The sequence below is a fragment of the Amycolatopsis azurea DSM 43854 genome (genome assembly GCF_001995215.1).
Classification (GTDB): domain Bacteria; phylum Actinomycetota; class Actinomycetes; order Mycobacteriales; family Pseudonocardiaceae; genus Amycolatopsis; species Amycolatopsis azurea.
The window spans coordinates 1-24708 of sequence record NZ_MUXN01000001.1; the positions used below are offsets into that span (position 1 = coordinate 1).

General features: G+C 69.6%; 27 protein-coding genes and 1 tRNA gene. 13 read left to right on the top strand and 15 right to left on the bottom strand.

Annotation, left to right across the window (positions count from 1 at the left end; genetic code table 11):
• Positions 1 to 165: 165 nt before the first annotated feature.
• The gene (locus tag B0293_RS00005) at positions 166 to 2010 is read right to left on the bottom strand and encodes a prolyl oligopeptidase family serine peptidase (protein WP_005166978.1); all 1845 of its coding nucleotides are present in this window, start codon (positions 2008 to 2010) and stop codon (positions 166 to 168) included.
• A 39-nt stretch (positions 2011 to 2049) separates the two neighbouring features.
• Here B0293_RS00005 and B0293_RS00010 point away from each other — a divergent pair, with 39 nt between their 5' ends.
• Positions 2050 to 2742 (top strand): methyltransferase domain-containing protein, encoded by a 693-nt coding sequence (locus B0293_RS00010; protein WP_039919735.1) that lies wholly within the window; start codon positions 2050 to 2052, stop codon positions 2740 to 2742.
• Positions 2743 to 3070: 328 nt separating this feature from the next.
• Here the strand turns inward: B0293_RS00010 and B0293_RS00015 are convergent.
• The 3 genes from B0293_RS00015 to B0293_RS00025 form a co-directional block, all read right to left on the bottom strand.
• Positions 3071 to 3144 (bottom strand) — tRNA-Pro (locus B0293_RS00015).
• Positions 3145 to 3172: 28 nt separating this feature from the next.
• Positions 3173 to 4114 (bottom strand): metallophosphoesterase, encoded by a 942-nt coding sequence (locus B0293_RS00020; protein WP_039919733.1) that lies wholly within the window; start codon positions 4112 to 4114, stop codon positions 3173 to 3175.
• A gap of 282 nt (positions 4115 to 4396) precedes the next feature.
• The gene (locus B0293_RS00025) at positions 4397 to 6574 is read right to left on the bottom strand and encodes a transglycosylase domain-containing protein (RefSeq protein ID WP_005166975.1); all 2178 of its coding nucleotides are present in this window, start codon (positions 6572 to 6574) and stop codon (positions 4397 to 4399) included.
• Between the two features lie 351 nt (positions 6575 to 6925).
• Between B0293_RS00025 and B0293_RS00030 the strand changes: the two genes are divergently transcribed.
• Positions 6926 to 7243, top strand: a complete 318-nt coding sequence (locus B0293_RS00030; protein ID WP_005166974.1) for a WhiB family transcriptional regulator — start codon at positions 6926 to 6928, stop codon at positions 7241 to 7243.
• A gap of 64 nt (positions 7244 to 7307) precedes the next feature.
• On the opposite strand, the gene B0293_RS00035 is transcribed toward B0293_RS00030, so the two are convergent.
• From B0293_RS00035 to B0293_RS00050, 4 genes are read right to left on the bottom strand one after another with little or no spacing between them, the layout of a single operon-like run.
• A complete protein-coding gene (locus B0293_RS00035; RefSeq protein WP_039919732.1) occupies positions 7308 to 8441 on the bottom strand; it encodes an ArsA family ATPase in 1134 nt (377 codons plus the stop codon).
• A complete protein-coding gene (locus B0293_RS00040; RefSeq protein ID WP_005166973.1) occupies positions 8441 to 9445 on the bottom strand; it encodes an ArsA-related P-loop ATPase in 1005 nt (334 codons plus the stop codon). Before B0293_RS00040 ends, B0293_RS00035 begins: the two co-directional genes overlap by 1 nt.
• Before the next feature lie 22 nt (positions 9446 to 9467).
• Positions 9468 to 9716, bottom strand: a complete 249-nt coding sequence (locus B0293_RS00045; RefSeq protein WP_039919730.1) for a hypothetical protein — start codon at positions 9714 to 9716, stop codon at positions 9468 to 9470.
• Positions 9717 to 9739: 23 nt separating this feature from the next.
• Positions 9740 to 10684, bottom strand: coding sequence for an esterase/lipase family protein (locus B0293_RS00050; protein WP_005166971.1), 945 nt, complete (start codon positions 10682 to 10684; stop codon positions 9740 to 9742).
• A 129-nt stretch (positions 10685 to 10813) separates the two neighbouring features.
• Here B0293_RS00050 and B0293_RS00055 point away from each other — a divergent pair, with 129 nt between their 5' ends.
• The 7 genes from B0293_RS00055 (at position 10814) to B0293_RS00085 (ending at position 15189) form a co-directional block, all read left to right on the top strand.
• Positions 10814 to 10975, top strand: coding sequence for a DUF4177 domain-containing protein (locus B0293_RS00055; RefSeq protein WP_005166970.1), 162 nt, complete (start codon positions 10814 to 10816; stop codon positions 10973 to 10975).
• Positions 10976 to 10987: 12 nt separating this feature from the next.
• Entirely contained in the window at positions 10988 to 11443 is a 456-nt protein-coding gene (locus B0293_RS00060; RefSeq protein ID WP_005166969.1) for a RidA family protein, read from the top strand.
• Complete coding sequence (locus tag B0293_RS00065) at positions 11444 to 12073, top strand: hypothetical protein (protein ID WP_005166968.1); 630 nt, start codon at positions 11444 to 11446, stop codon at positions 12071 to 12073.
• A gap of 38 nt (positions 12074 to 12111) precedes the next feature.
• Entirely contained in the window at positions 12112 to 13272 is a 1161-nt protein-coding gene (locus B0293_RS00070; protein ID WP_039919729.1) for a hypothetical protein, read from the top strand.
• Positions 13273 to 13361: 89 nt separating this feature from the next.
• Positions 13362 to 14174, top strand: coding sequence for an NUDIX hydrolase (locus B0293_RS00075; protein WP_005166964.1), 813 nt, complete (start codon positions 13362 to 13364; stop codon positions 14172 to 14174).
• Positions 14171 to 14941 (top strand): MBL fold metallo-hydrolase, encoded by a 771-nt coding sequence (locus B0293_RS00080; RefSeq protein WP_005166962.1) that lies wholly within the window; start codon positions 14171 to 14173, stop codon positions 14939 to 14941. The genes B0293_RS00075 and B0293_RS00080 overlap by 4 nt, the downstream gene beginning before the upstream one ends.
• Positions 14938 to 15189, top strand: coding sequence for a glutaredoxin family protein (locus B0293_RS00085; protein WP_005166961.1), 252 nt, complete (start codon positions 14938 to 14940; stop codon positions 15187 to 15189). The genes B0293_RS00080 and B0293_RS00085 overlap by 4 nt, the downstream gene beginning before the upstream one ends.
• A 140-nt stretch (positions 15190 to 15329) precedes the next feature.
• Here B0293_RS00085 and dnaN read toward each other — a convergent pair whose 3' ends face one another.
• The 4 genes from dnaN to B0293_RS00105 form a co-directional block, all read right to left on the bottom strand.
• Positions 15330 to 16394 (bottom strand): DNA polymerase III subunit beta, encoded by a 1065-nt coding sequence (dnaN, locus tag B0293_RS00090; RefSeq protein ID WP_005166959.1) that lies wholly within the window; start codon positions 16392 to 16394, stop codon positions 15330 to 15332.
• A 9-nt stretch (positions 16395 to 16403) separates the two neighbouring features.
• Complete coding sequence (locus B0293_RS00095) at positions 16404 to 17666, bottom strand: MFS transporter (protein WP_209437364.1); 1263 nt, start codon at positions 17664 to 17666, stop codon at positions 16404 to 16406.
• Between the two features lie 663 nt (positions 17667 to 18329).
• Positions 18330 to 19004, bottom strand: a complete 675-nt coding sequence (locus B0293_RS00100) for a Crp/Fnr family transcriptional regulator (RefSeq protein ID WP_003081747.1) — start codon at positions 19002 to 19004, stop codon at positions 18330 to 18332.
• A gap of 159 nt (positions 19005 to 19163) precedes the next feature.
• Positions 19164 to 19415, bottom strand: coding sequence for a hypothetical protein (locus B0293_RS00105; RefSeq protein ID WP_005166943.1), 252 nt, complete (start codon positions 19413 to 19415; stop codon positions 19164 to 19166).
• Positions 19416 to 19652: 237 nt separating this feature from the next.
• On the opposite strand from B0293_RS00105, the gene nth reads away from it, so the two are divergent.
• Genes nth through B0293_RS00125 form a run of 4 tightly spaced genes read left to right on the top strand, consistent with a single transcriptional unit; the run spans position 19653 to position 22824 of the window.
• Positions 19653 to 20336, top strand: coding sequence for an endonuclease III (gene nth / locus B0293_RS00110; protein ID WP_005166940.1), 684 nt, complete (start codon positions 19653 to 19655; stop codon positions 20334 to 20336).
• The gene (locus B0293_RS00115) at positions 20333 to 20929 is read left to right on the top strand and encodes a TlpA family protein disulfide reductase (protein ID WP_005166938.1); all 597 of its coding nucleotides are present in this window, start codon (positions 20333 to 20335) and stop codon (positions 20927 to 20929) included. The genes nth and B0293_RS00115 overlap by 4 nt, the downstream gene beginning before the upstream one ends.
• Positions 20926 to 21633 (top strand): NUDIX hydrolase, encoded by a 708-nt coding sequence (locus B0293_RS00120; protein WP_005166936.1) that lies wholly within the window; start codon positions 20926 to 20928, stop codon positions 21631 to 21633. Before B0293_RS00115 ends, B0293_RS00120 begins: the two co-directional genes overlap by 4 nt.
• 6 nt (positions 21634 to 21639) lie before the next feature.
• A complete protein-coding gene (locus B0293_RS00125; RefSeq protein WP_005166934.1) occupies positions 21640 to 22824 on the top strand; it encodes a MarP family serine protease in 1185 nt (394 codons plus the stop codon).
• Between the two features lie 40 nt (positions 22825 to 22864).
• On the opposite strand, the gene B0293_RS00130 is transcribed toward B0293_RS00125, so the two are convergent.
• From B0293_RS00130 to B0293_RS00140, 3 genes are read right to left on the bottom strand one after another with little or no spacing between them, the layout of a single operon-like run.
• Positions 22865 to 23278 carry a DnaJ family domain-containing protein gene (locus B0293_RS00130; protein ID WP_005166932.1) on the bottom strand — a complete coding sequence of 138 codons (414 nt, stop codon included), beginning with the start codon at positions 23276 to 23278 and terminating at the stop codon, positions 22865 to 22867.
• On the bottom strand, positions 23275 to 24198 hold the full coding sequence (locus B0293_RS00135; protein ID WP_005166930.1) for an alpha/beta fold hydrolase: 924 nt from the start codon (positions 24196 to 24198) through the stop codon (positions 23275 to 23277). The genes B0293_RS00130 and B0293_RS00135 overlap by 4 nt, the downstream gene beginning before the upstream one ends.
• Complete coding sequence (locus tag B0293_RS00140; RefSeq protein ID WP_085939762.1) at positions 24199 to 24687, bottom strand: phage holin family protein; 489 nt, start codon at positions 24685 to 24687, stop codon at positions 24199 to 24201.
• Between the last annotated feature and the right edge of the window lie 21 nt (positions 24688 to 24708).

The window sequence follows — 24708 nt, forward strand, 5'->3', positions numbered from 1 at the left end:
GGACGGCCCCGCACCCAGCGTATCGCGGGGGTAGGACGTTTCCGGCCGATCGCGGGCCGGGAGGGGCCGGTTGTCCACAACGGGGTTCCGCTGTGGACAACCGGCCCGAAGGCTCCCGAAGCACTGAAGCCTCCGAAGCGCCGAGGGTCGCGAACACGCCGAAGGTCAGCGGAGTCCGACGGCCCGTAGCGCGAAGTACACCTCGATCGCCGTCTGTTTGATCGTCTCGGCGATCACCAGCGACCCGTGGCCCGCGTCGAAACGGTAGAACTCGAACGGGATCTCGCGCTTCGCGAGCCTGCCGAGGTAGTTCTCGACCTGCCGGATCGGGCAGCGCGGGTCGTTGTCCCCGGCGAGCACCAGCACCGGTGCCGTCACGGCCTCGACGTAGGTGATCGGCGAGCATTCCCGGTACACCGCCGGCACCGTCTCCGGCGAACCGCCGAACAGCGCCCTGTCGAACGAGCGCAGCTGCTCCATCTCGTCCTCGTACGCGGCGACGTAGTCCGCGACGGGCACTCCCGCGACCCCCGCCGCCCACCGCGCGGGCTGGGTGCCCAGCGCCAGCAGGCTCAGGTAGCCGCCCCACGAAGCGCCGTTCACCACGCACTTCTCCGGATCCGCGAGTCCACTTTGGACGGCCCAGTCGTGCACGGCGGCGACGTCTTCGAGTTCGGTCAGACCGGGGCGGCCTTCGATGGCGTCGCGCCAGGCCGAGCCGTAGCCGGTCGAGCCGCGGTAATTGACCTCGACGACGGCGAAACCGGCGTCGAGCCAGACCGCGCGGTACGCGGAGAACCGGTCCTCGTCCGCCGAATGCGGCCCGCCGTGCAGGGAGAAGACCGTCGGAAGCGGGCCTTCGGGCGCGTCGGCCGGGCGCGAGACCAGCGCGTGGATCTGCCCGCCGATCCCGTCGACGAACGCGTCGGTGACGGGCGCGGACTCCGGCGCCCGCTCGCCCGGCGGTTCGAGGAGGACCGAGTCGGCGCCGTCCGCGGTCCGCGCGCGCACCGCCGTCGGCCGCGCGGCACTGGACCACGAGTACTCGACGGTGCCGTCGGGCCGCACCCCGGCGCCGCCGATCCGGCCGGGCGGAGTGTCCAAAGAGGACAGCTCGCCGCTCGTGAGGTCGTACCGGTGAAGGGAACTGCGGCCCTGGTGGAAGTGAACGACCAGCAGCGCCCGCGCGTCCGGGTACCAGCCCGCGACCACTTCGCCGGGCAGATCGAGTTCGATCTCCCGCTCGGTGTCCGCGGCGGTGTCCCAGATCAGCAGTTCCTCGCGGCCGCGCCGCTCGTGCAGCACCAGCAACCGCTGGTCGCCCGCGACCGGTGAGAACTCCAGCGCGCCGAGGCCCTTGCCTTCACCGTCCCACTTGTCGGCAACCGTGGTGAAGCCGTTTGTCGACAGAACGCGCAGTGCGGGGTGTCGCGAATCACCGTGCTCGGAGTGGGAGATCGCGAGCAGCGACTCGTCGCGGGAAAGCGAGGCGATCCCGGCGTCGTCCTCGTGCCGGTAGAAGCTCGTGGTCTCGCCGCCGATGTGGGCGAAGAGTTCGCTGCCGTCGTCGGTCGAGACGCCGACCGCGATCACGCGGGTGCCGATCTCGAGCCCGGCGGGGTAGCCGTCGTGGACGTCCGGCACCGCGCGTTCGGCGGCGGCCCCCGGCGCGAACGGTTCGCGGACCCAGGAACCGAACTCGTCGCCGTCGGTGTCGTTGAACCACCAGATCCAGCGCCCGTCGGGCGACGGTGTGGCGTGCATCGTGCCGTTGGGGCGGTCGGTGACGCGGCGGTGCTCGCCGGTCGAGCGGTCCCAGGAGTAGACCTCCCAGACGCCGCTGGCGTTGGAGACGTAGACGTTCGCGTCCGGGGCGTCGATGGCCCACTCGGGGACCGAGATGCGCGGCGCGTGGAAGCGGGCCCGCCACTTGGCCTCGGCTTCGGCGTCTTCGAACAGGCGGTCCGGGACCGCCGCGGACGGATATTCATTGCCTGGCTGCGTGCTCACCCCTCGATCCTGCCACCCCGGAGCCGTACTGTGTGCGGGGTGCTGGAGGGAAACGCGCCGCGCGCCGCGGTGTCCGCGCGGTCAGCGCGCCAGGCGGTCGAACGGGCCGTGTTCGCGCAACCGCTGTTCGGACCGGGGATGGGGTTCGTCGACGTCGGCTGCGGGCCGGGTTCGATCACCCTCGGTATCGACAACGGGCACAGAAAGTCCACAGTGGACTTTCTGGTGGCGGACGCGTGTGCCTTGCCGTTCGCCGAGGCGTCCGTGGACGTGGTCTTCGCACATGACGTCTTCGAGCATCTTCGGGAGCCAGGTGCCGCGCTGGCGGAGCTCCGGCGGGTGCTCAAGCCGGGCGGCGCGCTCGCACTGTCCACATCGGACTGGAGCCGGGCGCGGCTGCGGCCGAAGACGGCGAACGTCGATGCCGCCCTTCGCGGGCACTATCTGTTGTGCCGTCGTGCGGGTGGCGACCCGTTCGCCGGGCGCTCGATCTCCGCCGCGGTCACCGCCGCGGGTTTCACTGACGTGCGAACGAAAACCCGCTACCGCGCGGACGTGACGTACCGGGCGCTGGCGACGTACGTGGAGGCGCGTCTGGTGACGGCGCTGGAGACCGCGACGACCCCGGACCGGGATCAGCTCGCTTCGGCCGCCCGCTCGGCGTGGTCTTGGGCGCGGTCGGGGGACGGGGATTTCGCGCAGTGCTGGACCGAGCTTCTCGCGACTCGCTGACTGGGGCTCGCCTCGCGTGTCCCCAATGCCACATTCGTGTCGCTCAGTGTCCCCAATGTGGCATTGGGGACACGTGCCCGGGTTTGTCCACACGCGCCCGCCGTTGTGGACAACCAGCCCCGTCGCCCCCACTTTCCTGCTGTTCCGACGCCCCTGGCCGATACGCTGGACCCGGGGTCGCCCCCCTGGGAGTGGCGGGGGCTGCGCGGGGGCGCTTTCGCGGGGTGGAGGGGCGAGGGGATCGTGGTCGGGTTCGGGTTCGGGTTCGGGTGTGACGCAAGTAGGCCCCGCTCGCATCAGCTGCGAGCGGGGCCTACTTGATCTAGCGTCGGGGTGGCGGGATTCGAACCCACGACCTCCTCGACCCGAACGAGGCACGCTACCAAGCTGCGCCACACCCCGGATACTTCTTAGCGGGTCGAGGAGAAGTTTAGCGGACGGTGTTTCGGGCTTTGCGGGGGGCTGCTTTCCGGTGGTTCTCGCTGGTCGTCCCCCGTGGGACGAGGGTCAGCAGGCTCGCCTCGGGCGGGCACGCGAAGCGGGCCGGTGCGTACGGCGACGTGCCAAGACCGGCGGAGACGTGCAGCCACATCTGGGCGCCCCAACGGGACGCGCCGCGGGCACGGGTGCGGTCGAGCTCGCAGTTGGTGACGAGGGCGCCGTAGCCGGGGACGCGGAGCTGCCCGCCGTGGGTGTGCCCCGCGAGGACGAGGTCGTAGCCGTCACCGGCGAACTCGTCGAGGACACGGGGCTCCGGGGAGTGGGTGACGCCGATGCGGACGGCCGCGCCGGTGTCGGCCGGGCCGGCGATGTCGGCGTAGCGGTCGCGGCGGAGGTGGGCGTCGTCGACGCCGGCGGTGAACACGTACTGGTCGGCGACCTCGATGGTGCGGCGGACGTGCGTGAGGTCGTCCCAGCCGTGTTCGACGAAGGCCGCGCGCAGGTCGCGCCAGGGCAGGTGCTCGCCGTGGATCCGCTTCTTCTTGCCCTTCGGCATGAGGTAGCGCGCGGGGTTCTTCGGCTTCGGTGCGTAGTAGTCGTTGCTGCCGAAGATGAACACGCCGGGCCGGTCGAGCAGGGGGCCGAGCGCGCGCAGCACGGACGGCACGGCCTGGTGATGTGACAGGTTGTCACCGGTGTTGACGACGAGATCCGGTTCGAGCTCGTCGAGCGCGGCTACCCAGCGTTGCTTGCTCACGTGACCGGGAAGCATGTGCAGATCCGAGATGTGGAGGATCGTGAAGGGTTTCGCCCCTGCGGCGAGGACCGGAAGCTCCGCGGTCCGGAGCGTCCACCGGCGCCTTTCGATACCGACTGCGTAACCGAGGGTCGCGGCTCCCAGAGCGACGGTTCCCACGGCCAAGCGCCGCACCGTCGCCCCCGACGTACTGTTGTTACTCAGCGTGCTCACGATGTCCAGTTTACGTGCTCGTCGGTGGTGATCGTCCGCCCCCATTCCGGCGAAGCCTGAGAATCGCTTGAATGGCCTCTTTCGCTCGCTGTAAGTAGTCGGAGTCGGGTGGCGCACTCGCTGGCCGCGAACGCGCCAACCCGTGTTCCCCTCAACGCCGCTCAACAGTTACACAATGCGAGATGCTGTTGACTATGGGTAGTTTCGGCTGTTGAGGGAGGGAAGCCGGCCACGAAAACGAAGTCAGCGTCCGCCGCCCATGTACTTCGGGTCCGGCTGCGGCAACGGCAGCGCTTCCTGGCCTTCGAGGATCTTCGACATCGCCCCGAACCAGGTCTGCGCCGGCGTCTTCCCGCCCCACATGTTTTCGCAGCCGCGGGTGGACACGTTGCCCGGGCCGAGGTAGCAGAGACCGCCACTTCCACCCTTCGGACGGAACACCATCGCCGCGCCCGCGAGCTGCGGAGTGGCCCCGAGGTACGACCCGGCGCCGTTGCTCTGGGTGGTCCCGGTCTTGCCGATCACCGGCCGGTTCCACCTGGCGCCGTTCGCGGCACCGAACGACGTGCCGCCGGGCGCGCTGTCCCTGCTCATTCCGACCGCGAGAGTGTTGGCGAGGCCTTCGGGCACCACCTGCTCGCAGGCGGCTTCCTTGACAGGAACCGGCTTTCCGTCCCGGTCGGTGACACCTGAGAGGGGAGTCGGCGGGCACCAGACGCCGCCGCTCATGATCGTGGCGCCGACGTTCGCCAGTTCCAGCCCGGACAGCGGGCTCACGCCGAGGGTGAACGCACCGGATCCGTTCCAGCCCGGCCTCGGCCCGTACGCCTGGAGCTGATTGATGTTGACGCCGTCGTCCTTGGAGTTCGGGTCGACGGTGCCACCGCCGCGGTTGCTGGCCATGGTGTCGCGCATGCCGAGCTTGCGCGCCATTTCCACGACCGGGCCGGTGCTCCCGAGCCGGTCCTCCAGGGCCACGAACGCCGTGTTCGGCGAGGTCGCCAGCGCCTGCTGCATCGACATGGCGCCACCGGCGGGGTTGTAGTCGCCCGCGTTGCCGACGCAGTACCAGTTGCCGCCTGGCCCGGCAGGGGGCCGGGGAGCCACGGGGCACTTCTTCGGACCACCGGCGAACACGTTGGAGACGTAGAGATCGGGCACCGGGAGCGAACTGTTGATCCCGGCCACGCCGGCTTCCAATGCCGCGGCGCTGGTGAAGACCTTGTACGCCGAGCCCGCGCCCGCGGTGTTGTAGACGCCGGAAGGCAACGCGAACGTCGTCTGGCCCTGGTCTTCGTGCAGCCCGTAGTCACGGTTCGCCGCGAGCGCCACGACTTCGTGCCGCTGCTTGCCCGGCTTCACCAGTGAGAGCGTGTTCGCGACGTTGTCCTGGGTCTTCTTGACCTGGGCTTCGGCCGACATCTTGGCCTCGTGGTTCGCCCGTTCGTCCAAAGTGGTCTTGATCTGGTAGCCGCCGGTGTAGAGATCGTCCTTCGTCATGCCGTTCTTGAGGAGGTAGTCCTCGACGTACTGGCAGAAGAAACCGTTTTCCGTCCCGGCGCCGACGCAGTTCGACGCGGGTTTCTGCGGACCGCCTTCGACGACGCCGAGCGGCTCGGCCTTGAACCGGTCCGCGTCCGCCTTCGCGAGCTTCTTGTTGTCGACCATGCGGTCCAGCACCAGGTTCCGACGTTCGGTCGCCTTCGCCGGACTCTTCCACGGGTCGTTGACGGCGGGGTTGTTCACCAGACCGGCCAGCAGCGCGGCCTGCGGCACCGTGAGCTTCTCGACGGGCGTGTTGAAGTACGCGTTCGCGGCCGCGCCGACGCCGAAGATCTCACGCGAGAACTCGACGACGTTCAGGTAGCCGGTCAGGATCTGCATCTTGTTCAGCTTGGTTTCCAGCTGGATCGCGATCCGGGCTTCCTTCAGCTTCCGGGCGACCGACTGCTCCTGTGCGCGCTTCTGGCCCGGCTTGTCGTCCCGGTAGACGACGTTGATCAAGTAGTTCTTGACGTACTGCTGGGTCAGCGTCGACGCGCCCTGCGTGTCCCCGCCGGTGGTGTTGCTGACCGCCGCGCGCAGCGTGCCCTTCCAGTCCACCCCGTTGTGCTCGTAGAAGCGCTTGTCCTCGACCGAGATCAGCGCCCACTTCATGGCGTCGTTGATCTGCGTCTCGTTGGTGGGGATGCGGTACTGCTTGTACAGCGTCGCGATCTGCTTGCCGGTGTTGTCGGTGATCGTCGTCACCAGGGGCGGCGGAATGTCCGCGAGATCCGAAGATGTCTTGTCGACGGTCTCGCTCGCCTGGTTGGAGAGAACGCCCGCGGCACCCGCCACCGGGAACAACATCCCCGCGACCAGCACCCCAGCGAGCACACACAGGCCAATGAGCTTCAGCAGACCGTCCGTTTTGCGCACGCGGACCAGGGTACGCGGATCCCGTTAGCCCACCGTGACGTCACCTAGCTGTCGGTGGGGATTTGGTCACGAAACCGACCCCATGGAGTGACAGCTGGTAGTCGGAGGCATTCTAGGGCTTGGCGGAGGGAACCGAGGGCCCTTACAGTCCGTCAACGTCTCACGTATGAAAAAGCCGACAGACGGGTGAGTGCGAGCGGCAGTCGCATTCGACCGAACGGAGGCACCCGGCACCGGGGAGGTGCCGGCTCAACCGACGTGAGCACACAGGGAGACACGCTCATGGGGGCAGGAGCGCAGGCTTTTCGTCCCCCCGTGGTGTGTCGAACACCAGGGTAGGGAGCTGGGGGTATGGAAACCAACCAGTCGAGCTGGCGAGTCAATGCGTCGTGCCGCGACACCGATCCGGACGGCTTGTTCGTCCGGGGGGCGGAACAGAACCGGGCCAAGGCGGTCTGCCTCGGATGCCCGGTCAGGACGGAATGCCTCGCCGAGGCGCTCGATGGCCGGATCAACTTCGGCATCTGGGGAGGTATGACCGAACGGGAACGGCGGGCGCTGCTGAGGCGGCGGCCGGACGTTTCAAGCTGGGCGGACCTGCTCGAAGCGGCGAAGCGCAGTTTCACCGGGATCGACGAAGAGGAAGACGTACGCGTCCGAGTCTCGTGATCTTCATTCCGTGAAGGGCCCCTTCCCTGAGTCCAAGGTAGGGAAGAGGTCCTTCACGGAAGGATCAGGACTGGGTGGCTAGGCGTGTGCCGATGTCGCGCAGGCCTTCGAGATCGTGCACGTCACTGGGGAGCGCGGGCACCCGCACCAGCGGGACCTCGGGATGCGCCCGCGTGAACCTGGCGAGCAGCCGCGTCTCCCGATCGGCCAGCGCGACCCGGTCCGCGTGCAGGCGTAGGACGGCTTCGGCCAGCGGAGCGCTGGTCTCGCCCTTCGCCAGCTGTTCGGCGGCCGCGATGGCTTCGGCGCTGGACAGCGGGGCGAGCACCGGATGCGTCCGGTTCGCGACCAGCCCGGCCAGCGGCATGCTCTCTTCCGAAAGCCGCTCCACGAAGTAGGACGCCTCGCGCAGCGCGTCCGGCTCCGGCGCGGCGACCACGAGGAACGACGTCCCGCCGGACCGCAGCAGCTCGGAGGTCTTGCGCGCGCGTTCGCGGAAGCCGCCGAACATGCTGTCGAAGGCCTGCATGAACGCCGAAGCGTCGGTCAGCAACTGGCCGCCGATGATCGTCGAGACGGCCTTCGCGAACATCGAGAACCCGGCGTTGACGACCTTGCGCAGACCCCAGCCGCCCGCCTTGGCCGGACCGGTGAGCAGCCGGATCATCCTGCCGTCGAGCGCGCTCGAAAGCCGTGTCGGCGCGTCGAGGAAGTCCAGCGCGGACCGGCTCGGCGGCGTGTCGACGATGATCAGATCCCATTCGTCGGTGGCCGCGAGCTGCCCCAGCTTCTCCATCGCCATGTACTCCTGCGTGCCGGAGAACGACGTGGAAATGGTCTGGTAGAAGGGGTTCTGCAAGAGCTGTTCGGCGCGCTCCGGGCCGGCGTGCACCCGCACCATGTCGTCGAAGGTGCGGCGCATGTCGAGCATCATCGCCCAGAGTTCGCCCTTGGGCTCGAAGCCTTCGACCTGCACCTGCTTCGGGTGATTGCCCAGTTCGCGCAGGCCGAGCGCCTGCGCCAGCCGCCGGGCCGGGTCGATGGTGAGCACCACCGTCTGCCGTCCGCGTTCGGCCGCGCGCAACGCCAACGCCGCCGCGGTGGTCGTCTTGCCGACGCCGCCGGACCCGCAGCAGACGATGACCCGGCTCTCCGGATCGTCGATCAGCTTGTCGATCTCCAGGATGTCGTCCGGCATCAGCGCACCCCCTGCTCGGTCAGCGCTTCGGCGAGGTCGTAGAGCGCCGCGACGTCGACGCCGTCGGTCAGGTCCGGCAGTTCGAGGCCGGGAAGATCCGCTTCGGACAGTTGCTCGCGGGCGCGTTGTTCGGCGGCGACCCGGACGGCATGCTCGACGGTCTCTTCGACCAGCGCGTCGAGGGTGCTGTCGGGCAGGTTCAGCCCGGCCGACGCGAGCCCGGCGCGGACCCGTGAGGCGTCGACACGGCCGTCGGCCGCGGCCGTCACCGAACGGGCGGGCAGCCGCGGCGGGCGGACCCGGTTGACCAGGACCGCGCCGGGGCGCAGATCCGCGCCGTCGAGTTCGGCGACCGCTTCGACGGTCTCCCGCACCGGCATCTCTTCCAGCAGCGTGACCAGGTGGACGGCGGTCTCACCGGAGTGCAGCAGCCGGACGACGCCGTCGGCCTGGCCGCGGATCGGGCCGGTCTTGGCGAGATCGGTCAGCGCCTTGGTGACGTCGAGGAACTTCACGACCCGGCCGGTGGGCGGCGAGTCGACGACGACGGCGTCATAGGTGTGGCGGCCGTCCGATTCGGTGCGGCCGACGCATTCCTTGATCTTCCCGGTGAGCAGGACGTCGCGCAGACCCGGCGCGAGCGTGGTGGCGAACTCGATCGCGCCCATCCGCCGCAGCGTGCGCCCCGCGAAGCCCAGGTTGTAGAACATCTCGAAGTATTCGAGCAGCGCGGCCTCGACGTCGATGTGCAGCGCGCGCAGCTCACCGCCGCCGGGGACGGCCGCGATGCGCTGCTCGGCGTACGGCAGCGGCTCGGTGTCGAAGAGCTGGGCGATGCCCTGGCGGCCTTCGACCTCGATCAGCAGGACACGGCGCCCGCCCTTGGCGAGCGCGAGGCCCAGGGAGGCGGCGAGCGTGGTCTTGCCCGTCCCGCCCTTACCGGTGACGAAATGCAGCCTGGCTCTCGCGAGTTCGTCGGTCCAGCCGGCAAGGGGAGTGCTCACCGGTCCCACCCTAATTGAGTGGTCAGCTTGCCAGCATCATGACGCCGAGCGCGGCCGCGACCACGGCGACGATGACCCAGGTCAGGACGCCGGGCAGGACCGTGAGCATCACCACACCGAGCAGCAGGAGCACCACGAAGGCCACCGCGCCGGTGATCGCGACCGCTCCCGAGCTGTTCCGGCGGTCCCGGGCCTTGGCCATCAGGACCAGCACCAGCGGCAGCCCGGCCGCGGCGAGCAGGACGGTCGCGACCACACGCCAGGTCTCCACGGGACCTCACGTTAGCGGAGCGGTCAGCTCCCGATCGGGGTCGCGGGCACGCACGGCACCGGCTTCGCGTGCGCCGGGTCGAGCGCGTTGAGGACGTGACCGGCCGCGTTGCGGTCGGCGGCGACCCCGGCGTGCTCCGCCAGGTCCAGCAGGCAGCCGTCCTGCAGGACGATGTTCTTCACGTTCGGCCCCTTCCCGAGCCCGCTCGTGTACGGGACGACGGCTTCGTCGTAGCGGGTCAGGATGTTCGTGTACGTCACACCCGGCTGGAAGACGCCGTTGCCGGAGCGCAGGTTCGTGAGGAATTCGGAACCGCGCAGGAACTGGCGGCACGAGCCGCAGACCGGGTCGAGGATCCCGTTGATCCCGGGCGCCAGGCCCAGCGCGCTCGCGAGCGCGTACAGCTGCGAAGCGCCGAACAGCGTCGTGCCGTCCCAAAGCGGGGTGAGGCTCACGTACTTGTCCACTTTGGACGCTCCGCCGAGGAACTTCACGTAATAGGAAGGCATCAGCGTGCCCTCGGAATGCCCGAGGATGTCCACCTTGGACGCGCCGGTCGCGCCGAGCACCTTGTCGACGAACGCCGAGAGTTCCTTCGCGCTCTGTTCCATCGGCAGGAGTCCGCCGGGCTGATAGATCGGCAGCGGCTCGCCGGGGACCCCGTAGGTCAGGGAGAAGACGCAGTACCCGTTGTTCTTGAGCAAGGGGCTGTACGTCTGCCAGTTCACCGTCTGGTTGGCGCCGAGGCCGTGGGTGAGCACGACCGGGTTCGGATGCGCGGCACTCGGACGGCAGCCGAAGTCGTTCGCGCCGGGCGGCGGGCCGCCGGGGTTCGCCGCCTGCGCGGGCAGCGCCGCCGCGAGAGTCCACGGAACGGGAAGCTTCTCGTCGGCGTTCGCCGGTGAAACGCAGATCAGGGCAAGGGCCGCGGCCAGGAAGGCGACGGCGAGGGACTTCGTTGTCCGCATGTCAACGTCCTATCTACTCCCGAGTAGGTGTGAAGTGAAACACATCGACGGGAAATCGGCGAGCCGGTCACGAGAGGGTTTGCCGCATGTGTGTCGGGCGCCCTTGCCGGTTTGGCTACGCTCCCGGGCATGAGCGCCACCAAGTGGGAGTACGCGACCGTCCCCCTGTTGATCCACGCCACCAAGCAGATCCTCGACCAGTGGGGCGAGGACGGCTGGGAGCTTGTCACCGTGCTCCCGAACCCGACCGGCGAGCAGCACGTCGCCTACCTCAAACGAGCCAAGAACTGAGGGATTGAAGCCATGACCTGGACCGATCGACTCGCCGAGCTCGGTATCGAACTGCCCGGCGTCGCCGCACCGCTGGCGGCCTACGTGCCCGCCGTCCGCACCGGTTCGTACGTCTACACGTCCGGGCAGCTGCCCTTCGTGAAGGGCGAGCTCGAAGCGACCGGCAAGGTTGGCGCCGAGGTCAGCCCCGAAGAGGCGAAGCAGTACGCGCGGACGTCGATCCTCAACGCCCTCGCCGCGGTCGACTCGGTCGTCGGGCTCGACAACATCGCGCGCGTGGTCAAGGTCGTCGGGTTCGTGGCGTCCGCGGAGGGCTTCACCGGTCAGCCCGCGGTGATCAACGGCGCGTCCGAGCTGCTCGGGGAGATCTTCGGCGAGGCGGGCATCCACGCCCGGTCGGCCGTCGGGGTCGCCGAGCTGCCGATCGGGGCGCCGGTCGAGATCGAACTGATCGTGGAGGTGAAGTAGATGGATCCGGACATCGAGAAGTCCTCGCACGAACTCCTGCTCCGGCTGGCGGGACGCCTGCCGGACCAGCTCCTGTGGCGGTTCCGCGACTGGCTGGGCGAGGGCGCGATGGGCACGCTCGCGCGGACCCTGCCCCGGTCTTTGCTTAAGCACAGGATCGACCTGGACCAAACCGAGTATCGCCTGCTAGTCGCCGGGCTCATTCCTCACGGGGCCGACTGGCATCAGGTGAGTTCCACCCTGGGGGTAGACGACGTCACCGAGACCAGGTACACATTCACGCAGAGTGCGCCCGAATGGGTGAACTCCGTCGACTCTGTGTCCGTATTGATCCACGCGACGTTGCGGGGGCGGCCGGATGTGGGTGAAGTGCGGCAAAGCTGGCGACACCTCGGTGTGGTCGGCGAGGGTGGGGCGAAACGAGTCCTCCTGGTCACGGCGACGAACGGGCTGCCGAGGCTGACCGGCGAACTGCAGCGCGTCCTGCGCGTGCTGGGTGACGAGGAGCCCGGCGTCGAGGTTCTCCCGCCGAGCATCGACCTCACCGGCTATCACCGCACCGCGCTCGCCAGCTCCGAACTGGTCTGTGTGGGCGCGGTGGACACCGGAAGTCGGCTGGTCGCCGCTTAACGCTCGCACCACCAGGCGAGCCGGGAGGGAGCAGAGCAATGGTGGAGGTCCACGACGGCCCGCCCATGGACGGGTTCTCGGTGCCCCTGCGCCTGCACAACCTGTTACTGGCCCTGGCGGGTCGAATCGACGACAGTGCTTTGACCGAAGCGCGTGAGCTGATCGCGCGTGCGCACATCGACGAAGCGGTGGAGCTCACCACCGGGACCCTGATCGCGGGGAAGATCCCGGTGAGCTCGTCCGAGCAGCGCGAGCTCGCGCTCGTCCTCGAAATGAGCCGGTCCGACGCCACCCTGGCGAACGACCTGCTCGTCGAGGAGGACGAGTCGGTGCTCACGCACCGGTTCACCGGCGAGAACCAGCCGGAATTCGGCCTCGCCGAGGCGCTCGACCGCACCCTGCAGGTGCTGCCGGACGTCCGGTCGGTGCACGCGGTGTGGCGGAACACACCCGCCGGCAGCGTGCCCGGCGCGCTGCCGCAGCGCGTGGTCCTGGTCGAGATCGGGCCCGAGGGCAATCCGCCCGCGGTCGCGTTCCGGGTGGACACCGCGCTTCGCCGCGCGGGCATCCGCTCGGTCGTCGAGGTCGCGGGACCGGGTGTCGCGCGGTCCGCGTACCACCAGGCCGCGTCGTCGGCCGCCAGCCCGGTCTGGGTCACCGGGAGCACCCACACCAGTGACTACCGGTCCGAGCCGATGACCCCGCCGCCCGCTCCCGCCCCGGCTTCCGAGCCGTCCAAGGAGCAGCCGAGCAGGCACGGGCTGCGGCCGGTGGGCAGCGGCGGCCACGAACCGGTCGAGCCGATCGCGCCGGTGGTGCCGATCGTGCAGCAGGCGCCCGCGCCGGCCGCGCCGTCGCCGTCTTCGGCCGTGTCTTCGGCGGAGCAGGCACCGCCGCGCAAGTCGCGGGCGGAGACCCGTGCCGAGCGCACGGCCGACCTGACCCCGGCCGAAGTGGCGCAGCTGCGCCAGGCGCTCAAGGAGGACCCGGAAAAGGGCCGTGAGATCGCCTCGGGCAAGCCGAGCATGCACGAGGTCGTCGAGCTGCCCGCTCTCGACCTCGACGACCCCAGCCTGAGCGAGCGCGACCGCGCCCTTCTGCGCGAGCTGCACGCCGAGCTCGCCGAACGGGAGCGCGCCGAAGCGGCGAAGATCCGGCTGAACGGTGCTTCGCGCAGCAGCGGTTCGAGCTGGTCCTAGCAATTCCTGCGCATTTCGTCCTCTGGATGCGGTGGTTGCACGCGCAACTACCGCATCCAGAGGACTAATTGCGATGTTAGGTTGCGGGTGTGGCTGAAGAACTGACATTCGACATCCCGGTGGGGGCCGGGGTGGGCACCCGCGCCAACGCCGACGGCGAGCCGGTGACGCCCAAGGACGCGGCGACCGTGATCCTCCTCCGCGACGGCGCGCAAGGCGTCGAGGTGTTCCTGCAGCACCGGGTGAAGGGCATGCCGTTCGCGGGTGGGATGACCGTCTTCCCCGGCGGCGGCGTGGATTCCCGCGATGTCGACGCCTCGGTGAGCTGGGCGGGCCCGGAGCCCGCCTGGTGGGCGGAACGCTTCGGCTGCGGGGAATCGCTCGCCCGCGCCCTGGTGTGCGCGGCCGTGCGGGAGACGTTCGAGGAGTCCGGGGTGCTGCTCGCGAGCATCGGGGACGCCGTCGTCACCGACACGACGCCCTACCAGGAAGCCCGCGAGAAGCTGGTTTCCCGTGAACTCTCCCTCGCCGCGTTCCTCGAAGCGAACGGCCTGACGCTGCGCGCGGATCTCCTGCACCCGTGGGCGAACTGGCTCACCCCGCCGCAGGAACCGCGCCGCTACGACACCTGCTTCTTCGTCGCCGTCCTGCCCGAGGGGCAGGAGGCGGACAGCGCCACCTCCGAGGCCGTCAGCACCGGCTGGCAGCGACCGGAAGAGGCCATCGCCGACGCCAAGGAAGGGCGCCGCATGCTCATGCCACCGACCTGGATCACCCTCGCCGAACTGGGCGAGTTCGGCTCGGCCGCCGCGGCGCAGGCCGTCGAACGCGAGATCGTGAAGATCATGCCGACGCTGGTGCGCGAGGGCGACAAGGTCCGCGTCGTCATGGACCCGGCATGAGCGCCCCCGCGTACGGCGTGCTGCGCCGGGTGACGCCGACGGCTTCCGTGCTGCTGGAGCACAACCCGTCCTCGATGACGTTGGAGGGCACCAATTCCTGGGTGCTGCGCGGGCCGGGCGCGTCCGGTTCCGTGGTCGTCGACCCCGGTCACGAGGACGTCGAGCACCTGACCCTGCTGGCGGAAACCGGCGACGTCGAGCTGATCGTCCTGACCCACCATCACCCGGACCACGCCGAGGGCGCGCCCTGGTTCGCCGAGCGGACCGGTGCTCCGGTGCGGGCGTTCGACGAGTCGCTCTGCGCCGGCGGGAAGTCCCTTGTGGACGGTGAGGTGATCGAGGCGGCCGGGTTGCGGCTCTCGGTGCTGCACACGCCGGGGCACACCGGCGACTCGATCTGCCTGGTGTCCGACGGGCAGATCCTGACCGGTGACACCATCCTCGGCCGAGGCACCACCGTGCTGCACGACCTCGGCGACTACCTGCGCTCGCTGCGCAAACTCATCGCACTGCCCGAGGGCACCACCGGCCTGCCCGGGCACGGCCCGGAACTGCCCGACCTCGCCGCGACCGCGCGCGAGTACCTGGCGCACCGGGAAGAACGGCTGGATCAGGTGCGTTCGGCACTGAAGGAACTCGGTGCGGACGCCACCCCGCGCCAGGTCGTCGAGGTCGTCTACGCCGACGTCGACAAGGCCTTGTGGGCGCCCGCCGAGTGGAGTGTGCAGGCACAGTTGGACTACCTGAGGTCGGAGGACGGCGAATGAGTGACGTCGAGGTCGAGTTCTACTGGCGCCCCGGATGCGGGTTCTGCGCCGCGCTGGAGCGGCCGCTGTCGAAGAGCGGCTTCAAGGTCAAGCGGGTCAACATCTGGGAGGACCCGGAGGCCGCCGCGCGGGTGCGCTCGGTGGCGGACGGCAACGAGGTCGTCCCGACGGTTTTCGTGGGCTCGACGGCGATGGTGAACCCTTCGTTCGGCGAGATCGAAGCCGCCGTGAAGGCCGCTTCCGTCTGACCTCTCGTGAGTGGCCAGGACGGTTCCTTCACGGACTGGTGTTAGTCAGCGATCAGCGTGGTGAAGTCCTCGAAGCGTTGCGAAAGCCACTTTCGCAACCTTCAACGTTGTGAAAGTGGCTTTCGCGACACGGCGCCGTCTCAGCGTGGGAGCATCGGCATCACGTAATACGTCAGTTCCACGTCGCCCGGCTCCACCGCGCGGATGACGCAGGCCCGCATCCCGGGCTGGATGTCGAGCCGTACCCGTTCCCCGGCGAATCCCTGCAACGCGTCCAGCAGGTAGCGCGCCTGGAACGAGGGCGACGTCCGGCCGCCGGAGACCTCGGCCTTCAGTGTCTCCTCGGCCTCCCCGGTGTCCTGCTTGGAACTGGCCAGGCGCAGCTGCGAGTCGCCGACCTCCAGCGTCAGCACCCGCCGCTCGTCCGCGTAGACGCCCACCCGGCGCACCGCGGCGGCCAGCGCGTCGGCGGAGACCTCGACCGTCGTGTCCACTGTGGACGACTCGATCAGCTTCTCGGACAGGAATCCCGCGTCGAGCACGGCGGTGGTGACGGTGACGCCCGCCCAGCTCAGCCCGAACCTGGTCCCGTCTCCGTGCAGGCCGACGGTGCCGCGTGCCTGTTTCGCCGTCTCGGCGAGCAGGCCGGCCGGGACGAGCGCGTCGATCGGCTCGCCTTCGGCGCGCAGCGGAAGCGTGGCCACGGCCATCCGGTACCTGTCGGACGCCGTCAGCCGCAGCTCGCGGCTGAAGCTCTGCACCCGGACGCCGGTGAACATCGGAAGCGCGTCGTCCTTGGCCGCCGTGCCCGCGACCGTCCGCAGCGCCGTCGCCAGCGCGGCACCGTCCACTTCGGACACCTTGGGTGGCATCTCCTGGAGCCGCAGTTCGCGGCTCAGCAACGGCAGCGCGAACCGGCCGCCTTCCACTCGCACGGCCAGCCGCGATCCCTCGACGACCAGGCGCACCAGGTCGTCTTCGAGCATGCGCAACGTCTCCGCGAGCGGACCGGCCGGGACGAGGACCTCGCCGTCGGTGTGCACGACGGCGTCACAGGTCAGGCGGACCGCTCGTTCGCTGTCGTTGCCGCCGACGGTCAGGCCGTCCCGTCCGGCGCGCAGGAGCAGGCCGGACCGGGCCGAGAGCAGCCGTGCGGCGGCGGAAACGGCGGACGAGAGGGAGCGGGTGGCGGCAGTCAGGTCCATGCCCGCAAGCTAGCGGGCGGCACCGACAAGTTCGGGGGCTTCGGCGACGGCTCCGGACGGCTGAGGCCGGAAGGTGCCGCGCAGCAGCCACACCACCGCGGCGAGTGCGAACCCGACGGCGCCGGCGGCGAGGAAGGCCGCTTCGTGCCCCGCGTGCTCGACGAGGTAACCGCTGATCGACTGCCCGAACGCGAGGCCGAGGGTCACCGCGGTGAGCACCCAGCCGAACGCCTCGGCCGCCGTGCCCTTCGGCGCGGCGATCTCGATGGCCGCCGAATGCGTCGTCGACTGCGGCGTGATGAGCGCGCCCGCGGCGAGCATGGCGAGCGCGAGGCCCCAGAGCGACCCCGGCAGCGCGAGCAGCGCCACCAGCGCGCCGAACCCGGCCAGCAGCACCGGCAGCCGCAGGCCCATCTGACGCGGCCACGGCCGCAGGCTGTACGCGACCCCGAACGCGACCGAGCTGACCGACCAGGCCGACAGCAGCAGCCCGCCGATCGAGGTGTTCCCCGCCTCGGTGGCGGCCGCCGGGACGGCGACCTCGACGAACCCGATCACGGCACCGAAGCCCAGCGCGGCGAGCGCGAGCGTGCGCATCCCGGGGCTGGCCAGCGCGCCGAGCAGCTTCCCGCCCGACGACGGCGCCGGTCCCCAGGCCCGCACGGTCGGGCTCAGCGCGAACAGCACCGCGCCCGCGATCATCGTCAGCGAGCCGGTCACGATGCCGGTGCCCGCCCACGGCGCGGCGATCAGCAGCCCGGCGAACCCGGGACCGAGGATGAAGAAGACCTCCATGCTGATCGCTTCGTAGGAGAAGGCGGCGTTCCGCGTCGGCCCGGCGGGCAGCAGCCGTGTCCACAGCGCCCGCGAGGCCGAACCGACCATCGGTTCCGTGATGCCGGTGCCGAAGGCGAGCGGGACCAGGACGAGCGTCGGCGCGTGCGCCTCGATCGCGAACACCAGCCCGGTCATCGCCAGCGCGAAGAGCACCGTGGTGACCAGCAGCGGCCGCGTCGGGCCGAAGCGGTCGATGAGCCGCCCCTGCACGACCGCCCCGACGGAGACACCCACCAGCGACCCGGCCGAAACCAGTCCGGCCGAGGCGAAGGAGCCCGTCTCACGCTGGACGTAGAGCAGCGCGGAGATGCCGATCATCGCGATCGGCAGGCGGGCGAGCAGGGACGCGATGACCGCCCCGCGAGATCCGGGCGCGGTCAGCGCGGCCTTGTAGTCGGCGAGGGAAGTGCGGTGGCTCTCGGCGGAAGCGGACACAGACTGGGACACGCGTACCAGTATGAACTACTTTGGTACGCGAGTACCAGATCTGCGGCGGTAAGGTTTGTCACCCCTGGGTTTCGGGTACTAGCGTCCTTGAAGTGCGCAAGTTCGTCACGATCAGGTAACAGTCAGTCGATTTTGAGTCGTTCGGGGCAACAAATCGACGCAGATGGCGTCCTTGAGAGTGAAAGAACTTGTATCCACGGCCGACGGCCGTGGATGGTTGTACGACAAAACACAAAATCTCCAGCTCCCTCCGGCGTACGGGTCGGGGCCTTGTTCCGGAGGGCGGGGAGCGCGGATCGTCGGGGGATGGTCCGCGCACAGCGAAGAGCCGGTGCGCCACGTCGGGGGTGGCGCCCGGCTCTTTGCCTGCCCGCGCGCTGACGGAAACATTTCGCAGGGCGCAGCCATGCGAAATGCTTCCGTCAGCGCGAAGGGCGCCCCGCAAAATGTTTCCGTGGGCCTTCGGCCCGAAAAGAGGCGCGCGGGGTGAAGTCTCCCCATCGCGCTGACGCGCTTCCGGGGAGACGGTCCGCCGGTCACCTTGTCGGGCGCGTCGGGTGCCTGGTGGGCGCGGTTCGTCCTCTGGATGCGGTGGTTGAAAGCACAACTGCCGCAAGTAGAGGACTACTTGCGGCAGTTGCGGTGAAAGATCTAGCGGGCGCGGCGGGCCAGGCGCTCCGGGTCCAGGATCAGGACGCTCTTGCCTTCGAGCCGCAGCCAGCCGCGGTGCGCGAAGTCGGCGAGGGCCTTGTTGACGGTCTCGCGCGAAGCGCCGACGTACTGGGCGATCTCTTCCTGCGTCAGGTCGTGCGTGACCCGCAGCAGACCGGCTTCCTGGCTGCCGAAACGCTGCGCGAGCTGCAGCAGCGCACGCGCCACGCGGCCCGGGACGTCGGTGAAGATCAGCTCGGCGACCATGTTGTTCGTCCGGCGCAGCCTACGGGCGACCACGCGCAGTAACTGCTCCGCGATCTCCGGGCGGGTGGAGATCCACTGCCGCAGCGCCGGGCGGTCCATCGTCACCGCGCGGACCTCGGTCACGGTCGTCGCGCTGGACGTCCGCGGGCCCGGGTCGAAAATGGACAGTTCGCCGAACATGTCGGACGGGCCGAAGATGCCGAGCAGGTTCTCGCGGCCGTCGGGAGACTTGCGGCCGATCTTCACCTTGCCGGACTGGATGATGTAAAGCTTGTCGCCGGGTTCACCCTCGTTGAAGATGACATGCCCGCGAGGGAACTCCACGGATTCCAAGGTCTGTGCCAGCGCCTCGGCGGCTGCCGGCTCAACACCCTGGAAAATGCCCGCTCGGGCCAGGGTTTCGTCCACCTCGGGTGCCTCCTCATCGAGATACGACGTCGATCCTCATCGGTCGAGGATCGTGTCGTCGATCACTTTTCGCGTCAGTCTAGGTCGTGCGCGCGAGTTCGCTCGTCGGCACGCCGCAGGCGCGCGCGGGCCGTGAACGATCTCGCTCGAACGTGGAGCCTAACTCCGCACGCGTCGCGCGCGAAGCCTGGCCGCCTTCCCGCCCAGCCTGCGCAGCCGGAACAGCTCGAGCGCGCGCCCGATGCCGTGCCCGTAGAGGGCCCTGACCTCGTTGGGCTGAGCCTGCTCGAGGAACTCCTCGACTTCGTTCTCCTGCACGGCGACGTGCTTGAGCCTGGTCTCCACGCGCTCCATGAACAGCGCGAAGAACATGATCACCAAGGGGACGAGGATGACGAACCAGACTGTCATGAGCCCTGCCCTGGGAATTCCGAAAGTTTGTGCATTACTCCAGATCCTCGCTCATGGCGTCCTCGATCGAAGCGCCGAGGTGGTGCTCTGGCGTGTCGGGCGACGACCGGCGGGTGCTCCCACTGGCTCGTCCGATGGCGCCCGTAGGCTATCGGGGTGCCTCCTGCCCTCACCAATGCCCCCCGTGCGGGGGGTAAGGGTGAAAGCCGGCTCGCATTGGTGAGACGCGCCAGGCGGATGAAGCGTTGCCTCGACGACGAGTTCCCGGACGCCCACTGTGAGCTTGACTTCACCACTCCGCTCGAATTGCTGGTCGCGGTCGTGCTTTCGGCACAGACCACCGACGTCCGCGTGAATCAGGTCACGCCCGCGCTCTTCGCGCGCTACCGGACCGCGGCGGACTACGCCGGCGCCGATCGCGCCGAACTCGAGGAGTACCTCCGGCCGACGGGCTTCTTCCGCGCCAAGGCGAACTCCGTGCTCGGCCTGGGTGCCGCGCTGGTGGAACGCTACGACGGCGAGGTGCCCGGCAAGCTGAAGGACCTCGTCACGCTGCCCGGTGTCGGCCGCAAGACGGCCAACGTCGTGCTCGGCGACGCCTTCGGGGTCCCCGGGATCACCGTCGACACCCACTTCGGCCGCCTGGTCCGCCGCTGGGGCTGGACCGAGGAGGAAGACCCGGTCAAGGTCGAGCACGCCGTCGGCGAGCTGATCCCGCGCAAGGAGTGGACGCTCCTGTCGCACCGGACGATCTTCCACGGCCGCCGCGTCTGCCATGCCCGCAAACCCGCCTGTGGCGCCTGTCCGCTGGCCAAGATGTGCCCCTCGTACGGAACCGGCCCGACGGGGTTCGAAGAGGCCGCGAAGCTGGTCAAGGGCGAAGAACGCGACCACATCCTCGAGCTGGCGGCGCGCCGGTGACGAGAGTCACCAAGATCGCCCTCGGTGCCGCCGTGCTGGTGGTGGCCCTGATCGTCGCGCTGCTCACCACCCGTGACGGCCAGGCGCCGGCCAAGACGTCGGGGGACCTCACGGCCGCCCGCGCGAAGGCCGCGCTCGCGCCCTGCCCGCCGCCCGGGCCGGGTGAGGTCGCGAAACTGCGCGGGGTCGACGTCGAATGCCTCGGCGACGGCTCCCGGGTCGACCTCGCCAAAGTGCTTTCGGGCGGTCCCGTGCTGGTCAACCTGTGGGCGTCGTGGTGCGGGCCGTGCCGGGCCGAGCTGCCGCTGCTCCAGGAGTACGCCGCGCTGCCGGGTGCCGCGCGCGTGCTCCTCGTCCAGGTCGCGAGCTCCGGCGCCGACGGGCTGGCGCTGCTGTCCGAACTGGGGGTCCGGCTGCCGTCCGTGTTCGACGGTGACGGGCAGTCGGGGCCGGCGCGGACGGCACTAAAGGTCCCTTCCTCTCTTCCGGCGACGTACCTGGTCACGGCGGCGGGCGACGTCCGGCTCATCGAGAACCCACGCGTCTTCCTGAACACTGACCAGGTGCGCGCAGCTGTGGAAGGGACACCATGACCGGCCCTCTCGTGGACCCGGAGGACGTTCCCGCCTGGCTGCAGCCGCTCGTCAAGATCAGCGGCGAAGTCGGCGCGGACACCTTCAGCCGGTTCAGCGTGCCCGCGGACGCGAGCTACCGGTCCGCGTCGGTCCTGATGCTCTTCGGTGAAGGCCCGCAGGGGCCGGACGTCCTCCTCCAGCGCCGCGCCGACACCCTCGGCTCGCACGCCGGTCAGGTCTCGTTCCCCGGCGGCGGCGCCGAGCCCGGCGACGACGGCCCGGTCGGGACAGCGTTGCGGGAGGCGGAGGAAGAGACCGGCGTCGTGCCCTCCGGGGTGCAGCCGGTGGCGATCTTCCCCGAACTGTTCGTGCCGGTTTCCGGATTCGCCGTGACGCCGGTGCTCGCCCACTGGCGGACGCCGTCCCCGGTGCACGCCGTCGACCCCGGCGAGACGGCGGCGGTGGCCAGGGTGCCGGTCGCCGAGCTCACCGACCCGGTCAACCGGTTCCAGGTCGTGCGCAAGGGATACGACTGGAAGGGGCCCGCGTTCGACGTGAGCGGGATGTTCGTCTGGGGCTTCACGGGCGGTCTGCTGGCGATGACGCTGTCGCTCGGCGGCTTCGAACGGGACTGGGACCACGGCGACGTCCGGGACCTTGACGTAGCGTTGGCCGAACATCAGGCGCGGGTCGACGGGCGGCAAGTGCCGGAGAAGGAGTAGGCGCCGGTGAACTGGGTTGACGTACTGGTGATCCTGCTCGCGCTGCTGGCGGGCGTGTCCGGCGCGTTCCAGGGGGTGATCATCGCCCTGCCGTCACTGGTCGGGGTGGTGCTGGGCGCGCTGGCGGGGATCAAGATCGCGCCGTTGGTCGTCGAACTCTTCGAGCATCCGGCGGCGAAGGTCGCCTTCGCGGTGGCGACCGTGGTGTTCCTGGTCGCGCTCGGCGAGACCCTCGGCGTGTGGGCCGGGCGGAAACTGCGCCAGAAGATCAACCCTGACAAGCTTTCCGGCGTCGACAAGACCCTCGGCGCGGTGGTGCAGGCCGCCGTCGTGTTCGTGGTCGCGTGGCTGATCGCGACGCCGCTCACGGCCGTCTCGGGAGTGCCTGGGCTGGCGAAGTCGATCAACGGCTCGGTGGTGCTCGGCGGCGTCAACGACGTCATGCCGGAAGCGGCGCAGGGCTTTCCGAGCGAACTGCGCAAACTGCTGGACAAGTCGGGCTTCCCGTCCATTGTGGACCCGTTCCAGAAGCCGAACGTCGAGGACACCAGCCCGCCGGACACCGCGCTGCAGGCGAGCGCGATCGTCAAGCAGGTGCACGGCAGCGTCGTGAAGATCCGCGGCAACGCGACCAAGTGCTCACGGGCGCTGGAGGGCAGCGGATTCGTCATCGCGCCGCAGCGCGTGATGACGAACGCGCACGTCGTCGCGGGGACCGACGAGGTCGCCATCGAGTCGACCTCGGGCAAGTTCCCGGCGCGGGTCGTCTACTTCGATCCCGAAGCCGACGTCGCCGTGCTCGCGGTGCCGAGGCTGCAGGCGCCGGTGCTCCCGTTCACACCGAAGGTCGCGCGGGCGGGCGACAACGCGATCGTGCTCGGCTACCCGCTCGACGGCCCGTACACCGCTTCGCCCGCCAGAGTGCGCGGCCGGATCAACCTGCGCGGACCGGACATCTACGAGTCCAACACCGTGCAGCGCGACGTGTTCACCGTGCGCGGGCAGGTCCGCAGCGGTAACTCGGGCGGGCCGATGATCAACCCCGACGGCGAGGTCATCGGGGTCGTCTTCGGCGCGGCCGTCGAGGATCCGGAGACCGGCTTCACGCTGACCTCCGAGCAGGTGCGGCCGGTGGTGGACACGGCTCCGTCGCTGAGCGCGAACACGTCGACCGGTCGCTGCGCGAATTAGCCTCGTGAGTGGTAGGGCTGGTTAGAACCGTCCTTACCACTCACGAGGAAGTCCGGCCCTCGCGCCACGAGGCCACCGTTTCGTCCACGTCCAGCGGGCGGGCCCGCAGCACCGGACCGCCCGCCGGACGCCGGTGCTCCTCGCGGATCCGTTCGTTCAGGTCCTCGACGATCTCCCGCACCCGAGCCTCCCGGCGTACGCGGGCCAGCCGCGCCGGCAGGTCTTCGAGCTCCTTCGCGATCGCCAGTGAAGGCGGCAGCAGGGCCGAAACGTCGTGCCCCTCCGTGCGGACCTTGTTCACCACCCAGGCCAGGGCCGTGTCCTTGCCGTCGTTCTTCGGCAGCGGCTTCCCCGCGCCGGGAAGGTCGTCGAACTCGCCCTTCGCCGCCGCGGCGCTGATCTGCCGATCCACCCAGGACTCGAACGACACTCCCGTCGGTTTGCGCTCGGTCATGCCTCCAAGATACGGAGAAACTCCACCAGCGCGGCCGACGTGCGGTCCGGGGCCTCCAGATGCGGGAAGTGGCCGATGCCGGGCCAGCGTTCGAGCCGGGCGTCCGGGGCCCAGCGTCGTGACGCCGCCGCGGTCTCGGGCAGGACGCACCGGTCTTCCTCGCCGTGCAGTTGCAGCACCCGGGGAGCGAAGCGGCCTCGCAGCGCTTCGCTGAACCGCCGGCCTTCGCCGCGGAACTGCGCGCGGAACGCCCAGCGGTAGTACTCCAGCGCGCTGTGCGGCACGCCAGGTACGAGCATCGCCTGCCGGAACGCCCGGACGGCTTCCTCGAAGTCCGGCGTGTCCGTCCACTGTGGACCGGCCCAGTCGCGGAACAGCTCTTCGACGGCGAGCGCGTCGTCCTTGACCAGCCATTTTTCCGGCGCCATGGGTACCTGGAAGCGGAACAGATGTCCCGACGCCCTCAGCTGTCCCGGCCGTTTGACGGCGGTGCGCAACGCCAGCGGGTGCGCGCCGCCCAGCACCGTCACCGAGGAGACCAGCCGGGGGTGCAGCGCGCCGACCGTCCACGCGAGCATGCCGCCCCAGGCATGTCCGGCGAGATGGGCCTTGCGCGCGCCGAGTGACTTGATCAGCCCGCCGACGTCGCCCGCGAGAGTCCAGGCGTCGTAGCCGCGCGGGGGTTTGTCCGAGTCGCCGTAGCCGCGCAGATCCACCGCGACCGCGCGGAAACCGGCGTCGGCGAGCGCTGTCAGCTGGTGGTGCCAGGTCCACCAGAACTCGGCGAACCCGTGCAGCAGCACGACGAGCGGTCCGTCGCCGAGTTCGGCGACGTGCAGCCGGATGCCGTTCGCCGAGACGTCACGATGGGTCCACGGACCGTCGATCCGGACGATCGACGGATCCGGCGTCGCCTGCACTCAGTCTTGGTCTTCGGCGCCGTGCCGCGGTTTGAAGGCGGCGGCGGTGTCCTTGAAGCTGTTGATCGTGCGCTCCGGCGCCTTGATCTTCTTCACCTTGCGGTAGCCGAGGAAGCCCGCGACGGCCGTCGTGACGAGCATCAGCCCGAACACGATCGCGAACGCCGCCCAGCGCATCAGCCACTCCGACAGCAGCTCGCCGAGGAAGAAAAAGAAGAAGAACGAGCTGTACAGCCCGACGACCAGCGCGACCAGGAAGAAGATGGCGCCCTTGAGGCCCTTCTTCGCCTCCGCGACGACCTCGGACTTGGCCAGCTCGACCTCGGCGCGGATCAGCGTCGAGACGTGCTGGGTGGCATCGCCGACGAGTTTCCCGAGGGACTGCTCGCTCGCTACCACGTCGTCATCGCTCGACAGGGGGAGGTAGGGCACGGCCCCCACGCCGTCGGGGCCGGTACGTTCGTGCTTGGGGCTGCTCACACCGGCCATCGTGCCACGTGCCCTCACCCC

Excerpts from the sequence above, each read along its gene's own strand:
- B0293_RS00060 (WP_005166969.1), top strand. The coding sequence starts at position 10,988 with ATGACCTGGACCGATCGACTCGCCGAGCTCGGTATCGAACTGCCCGGC.
- B0293_RS00055 (WP_005166970.1), top strand. The coding sequence starts at position 10,814 with ATGAGCGCCACCAAGTGGGAGTACGCGACCGTCCCCCTGTTGATCCAC.
- B0293_RS00130 (WP_005166932.1), bottom strand. The coding sequence starts at position 23,278 with ATGACCGAGCGCAAACCGACGGGAGTGTCGTTCGAGTCCTGGGTGGAT.
- B0293_RS00070 (WP_039919729.1), top strand. The coding sequence starts at position 12,112 with ATGGTGGAGGTCCACGACGGCCCGCCCATGGACGGGTTCTCGGTGCCC.
- B0293_RS00140 (WP_085939762.1), bottom strand. The coding sequence starts at position 24,687 with ATGGCCGGTGTGAGCAGCCCCAAGCACGAACGTACCGGCCCCGACGGC.
- nth (WP_005166940.1), top strand. The coding sequence starts at position 19,653 with ATGAAGCGTTGCCTCGACGACGAGTTCCCGGACGCCCACTGTGAGCTT.
- B0293_RS00050 (WP_005166971.1), bottom strand. The coding sequence starts at position 10,684 with ATGCGGACAACGAAGTCCCTCGCCGTCGCCTTCCTGGCCGCGGCCCTT.
- B0293_RS00080 (WP_005166962.1), top strand. The coding sequence starts at position 14,171 with ATGAGCGCCCCCGCGTACGGCGTGCTGCGCCGGGTGACGCCGACGGCT.
- B0293_RS00030 (WP_005166974.1), top strand. The coding sequence starts at position 6,926 with ATGGAAACCAACCAGTCGAGCTGGCGAGTCAATGCGTCGTGCCGCGAC.
- B0293_RS00085 (WP_005166961.1), top strand. The coding sequence starts at position 14,938 with ATGAGTGACGTCGAGGTCGAGTTCTACTGGCGCCCCGGATGCGGGTTC.
- dnaN (WP_005166959.1), bottom strand. The coding sequence starts at position 16,394 with ATGGACCTGACTGCCGCCACCCGCTCCCTCTCGTCCGCCGTTTCCGCC.
- B0293_RS00105 (WP_005166943.1), bottom strand. The coding sequence starts at position 19,415 with ATGACAGTCTGGTTCGTCATCCTCGTCCCCTTGGTGATCATGTTCTTC.
- B0293_RS00035 (WP_039919732.1), bottom strand. The coding sequence starts at position 8,441 with ATGCCGGACGACATCCTGGAGATCGACAAGCTGATCGACGATCCGGAG.
- B0293_RS00065 (WP_005166968.1), top strand. The coding sequence starts at position 11,444 with ATGGATCCGGACATCGAGAAGTCCTCGCACGAACTCCTGCTCCGGCTG.
- B0293_RS00120 (WP_005166936.1), top strand. The coding sequence starts at position 20,926 with ATGACCGGCCCTCTCGTGGACCCGGAGGACGTTCCCGCCTGGCTGCAG.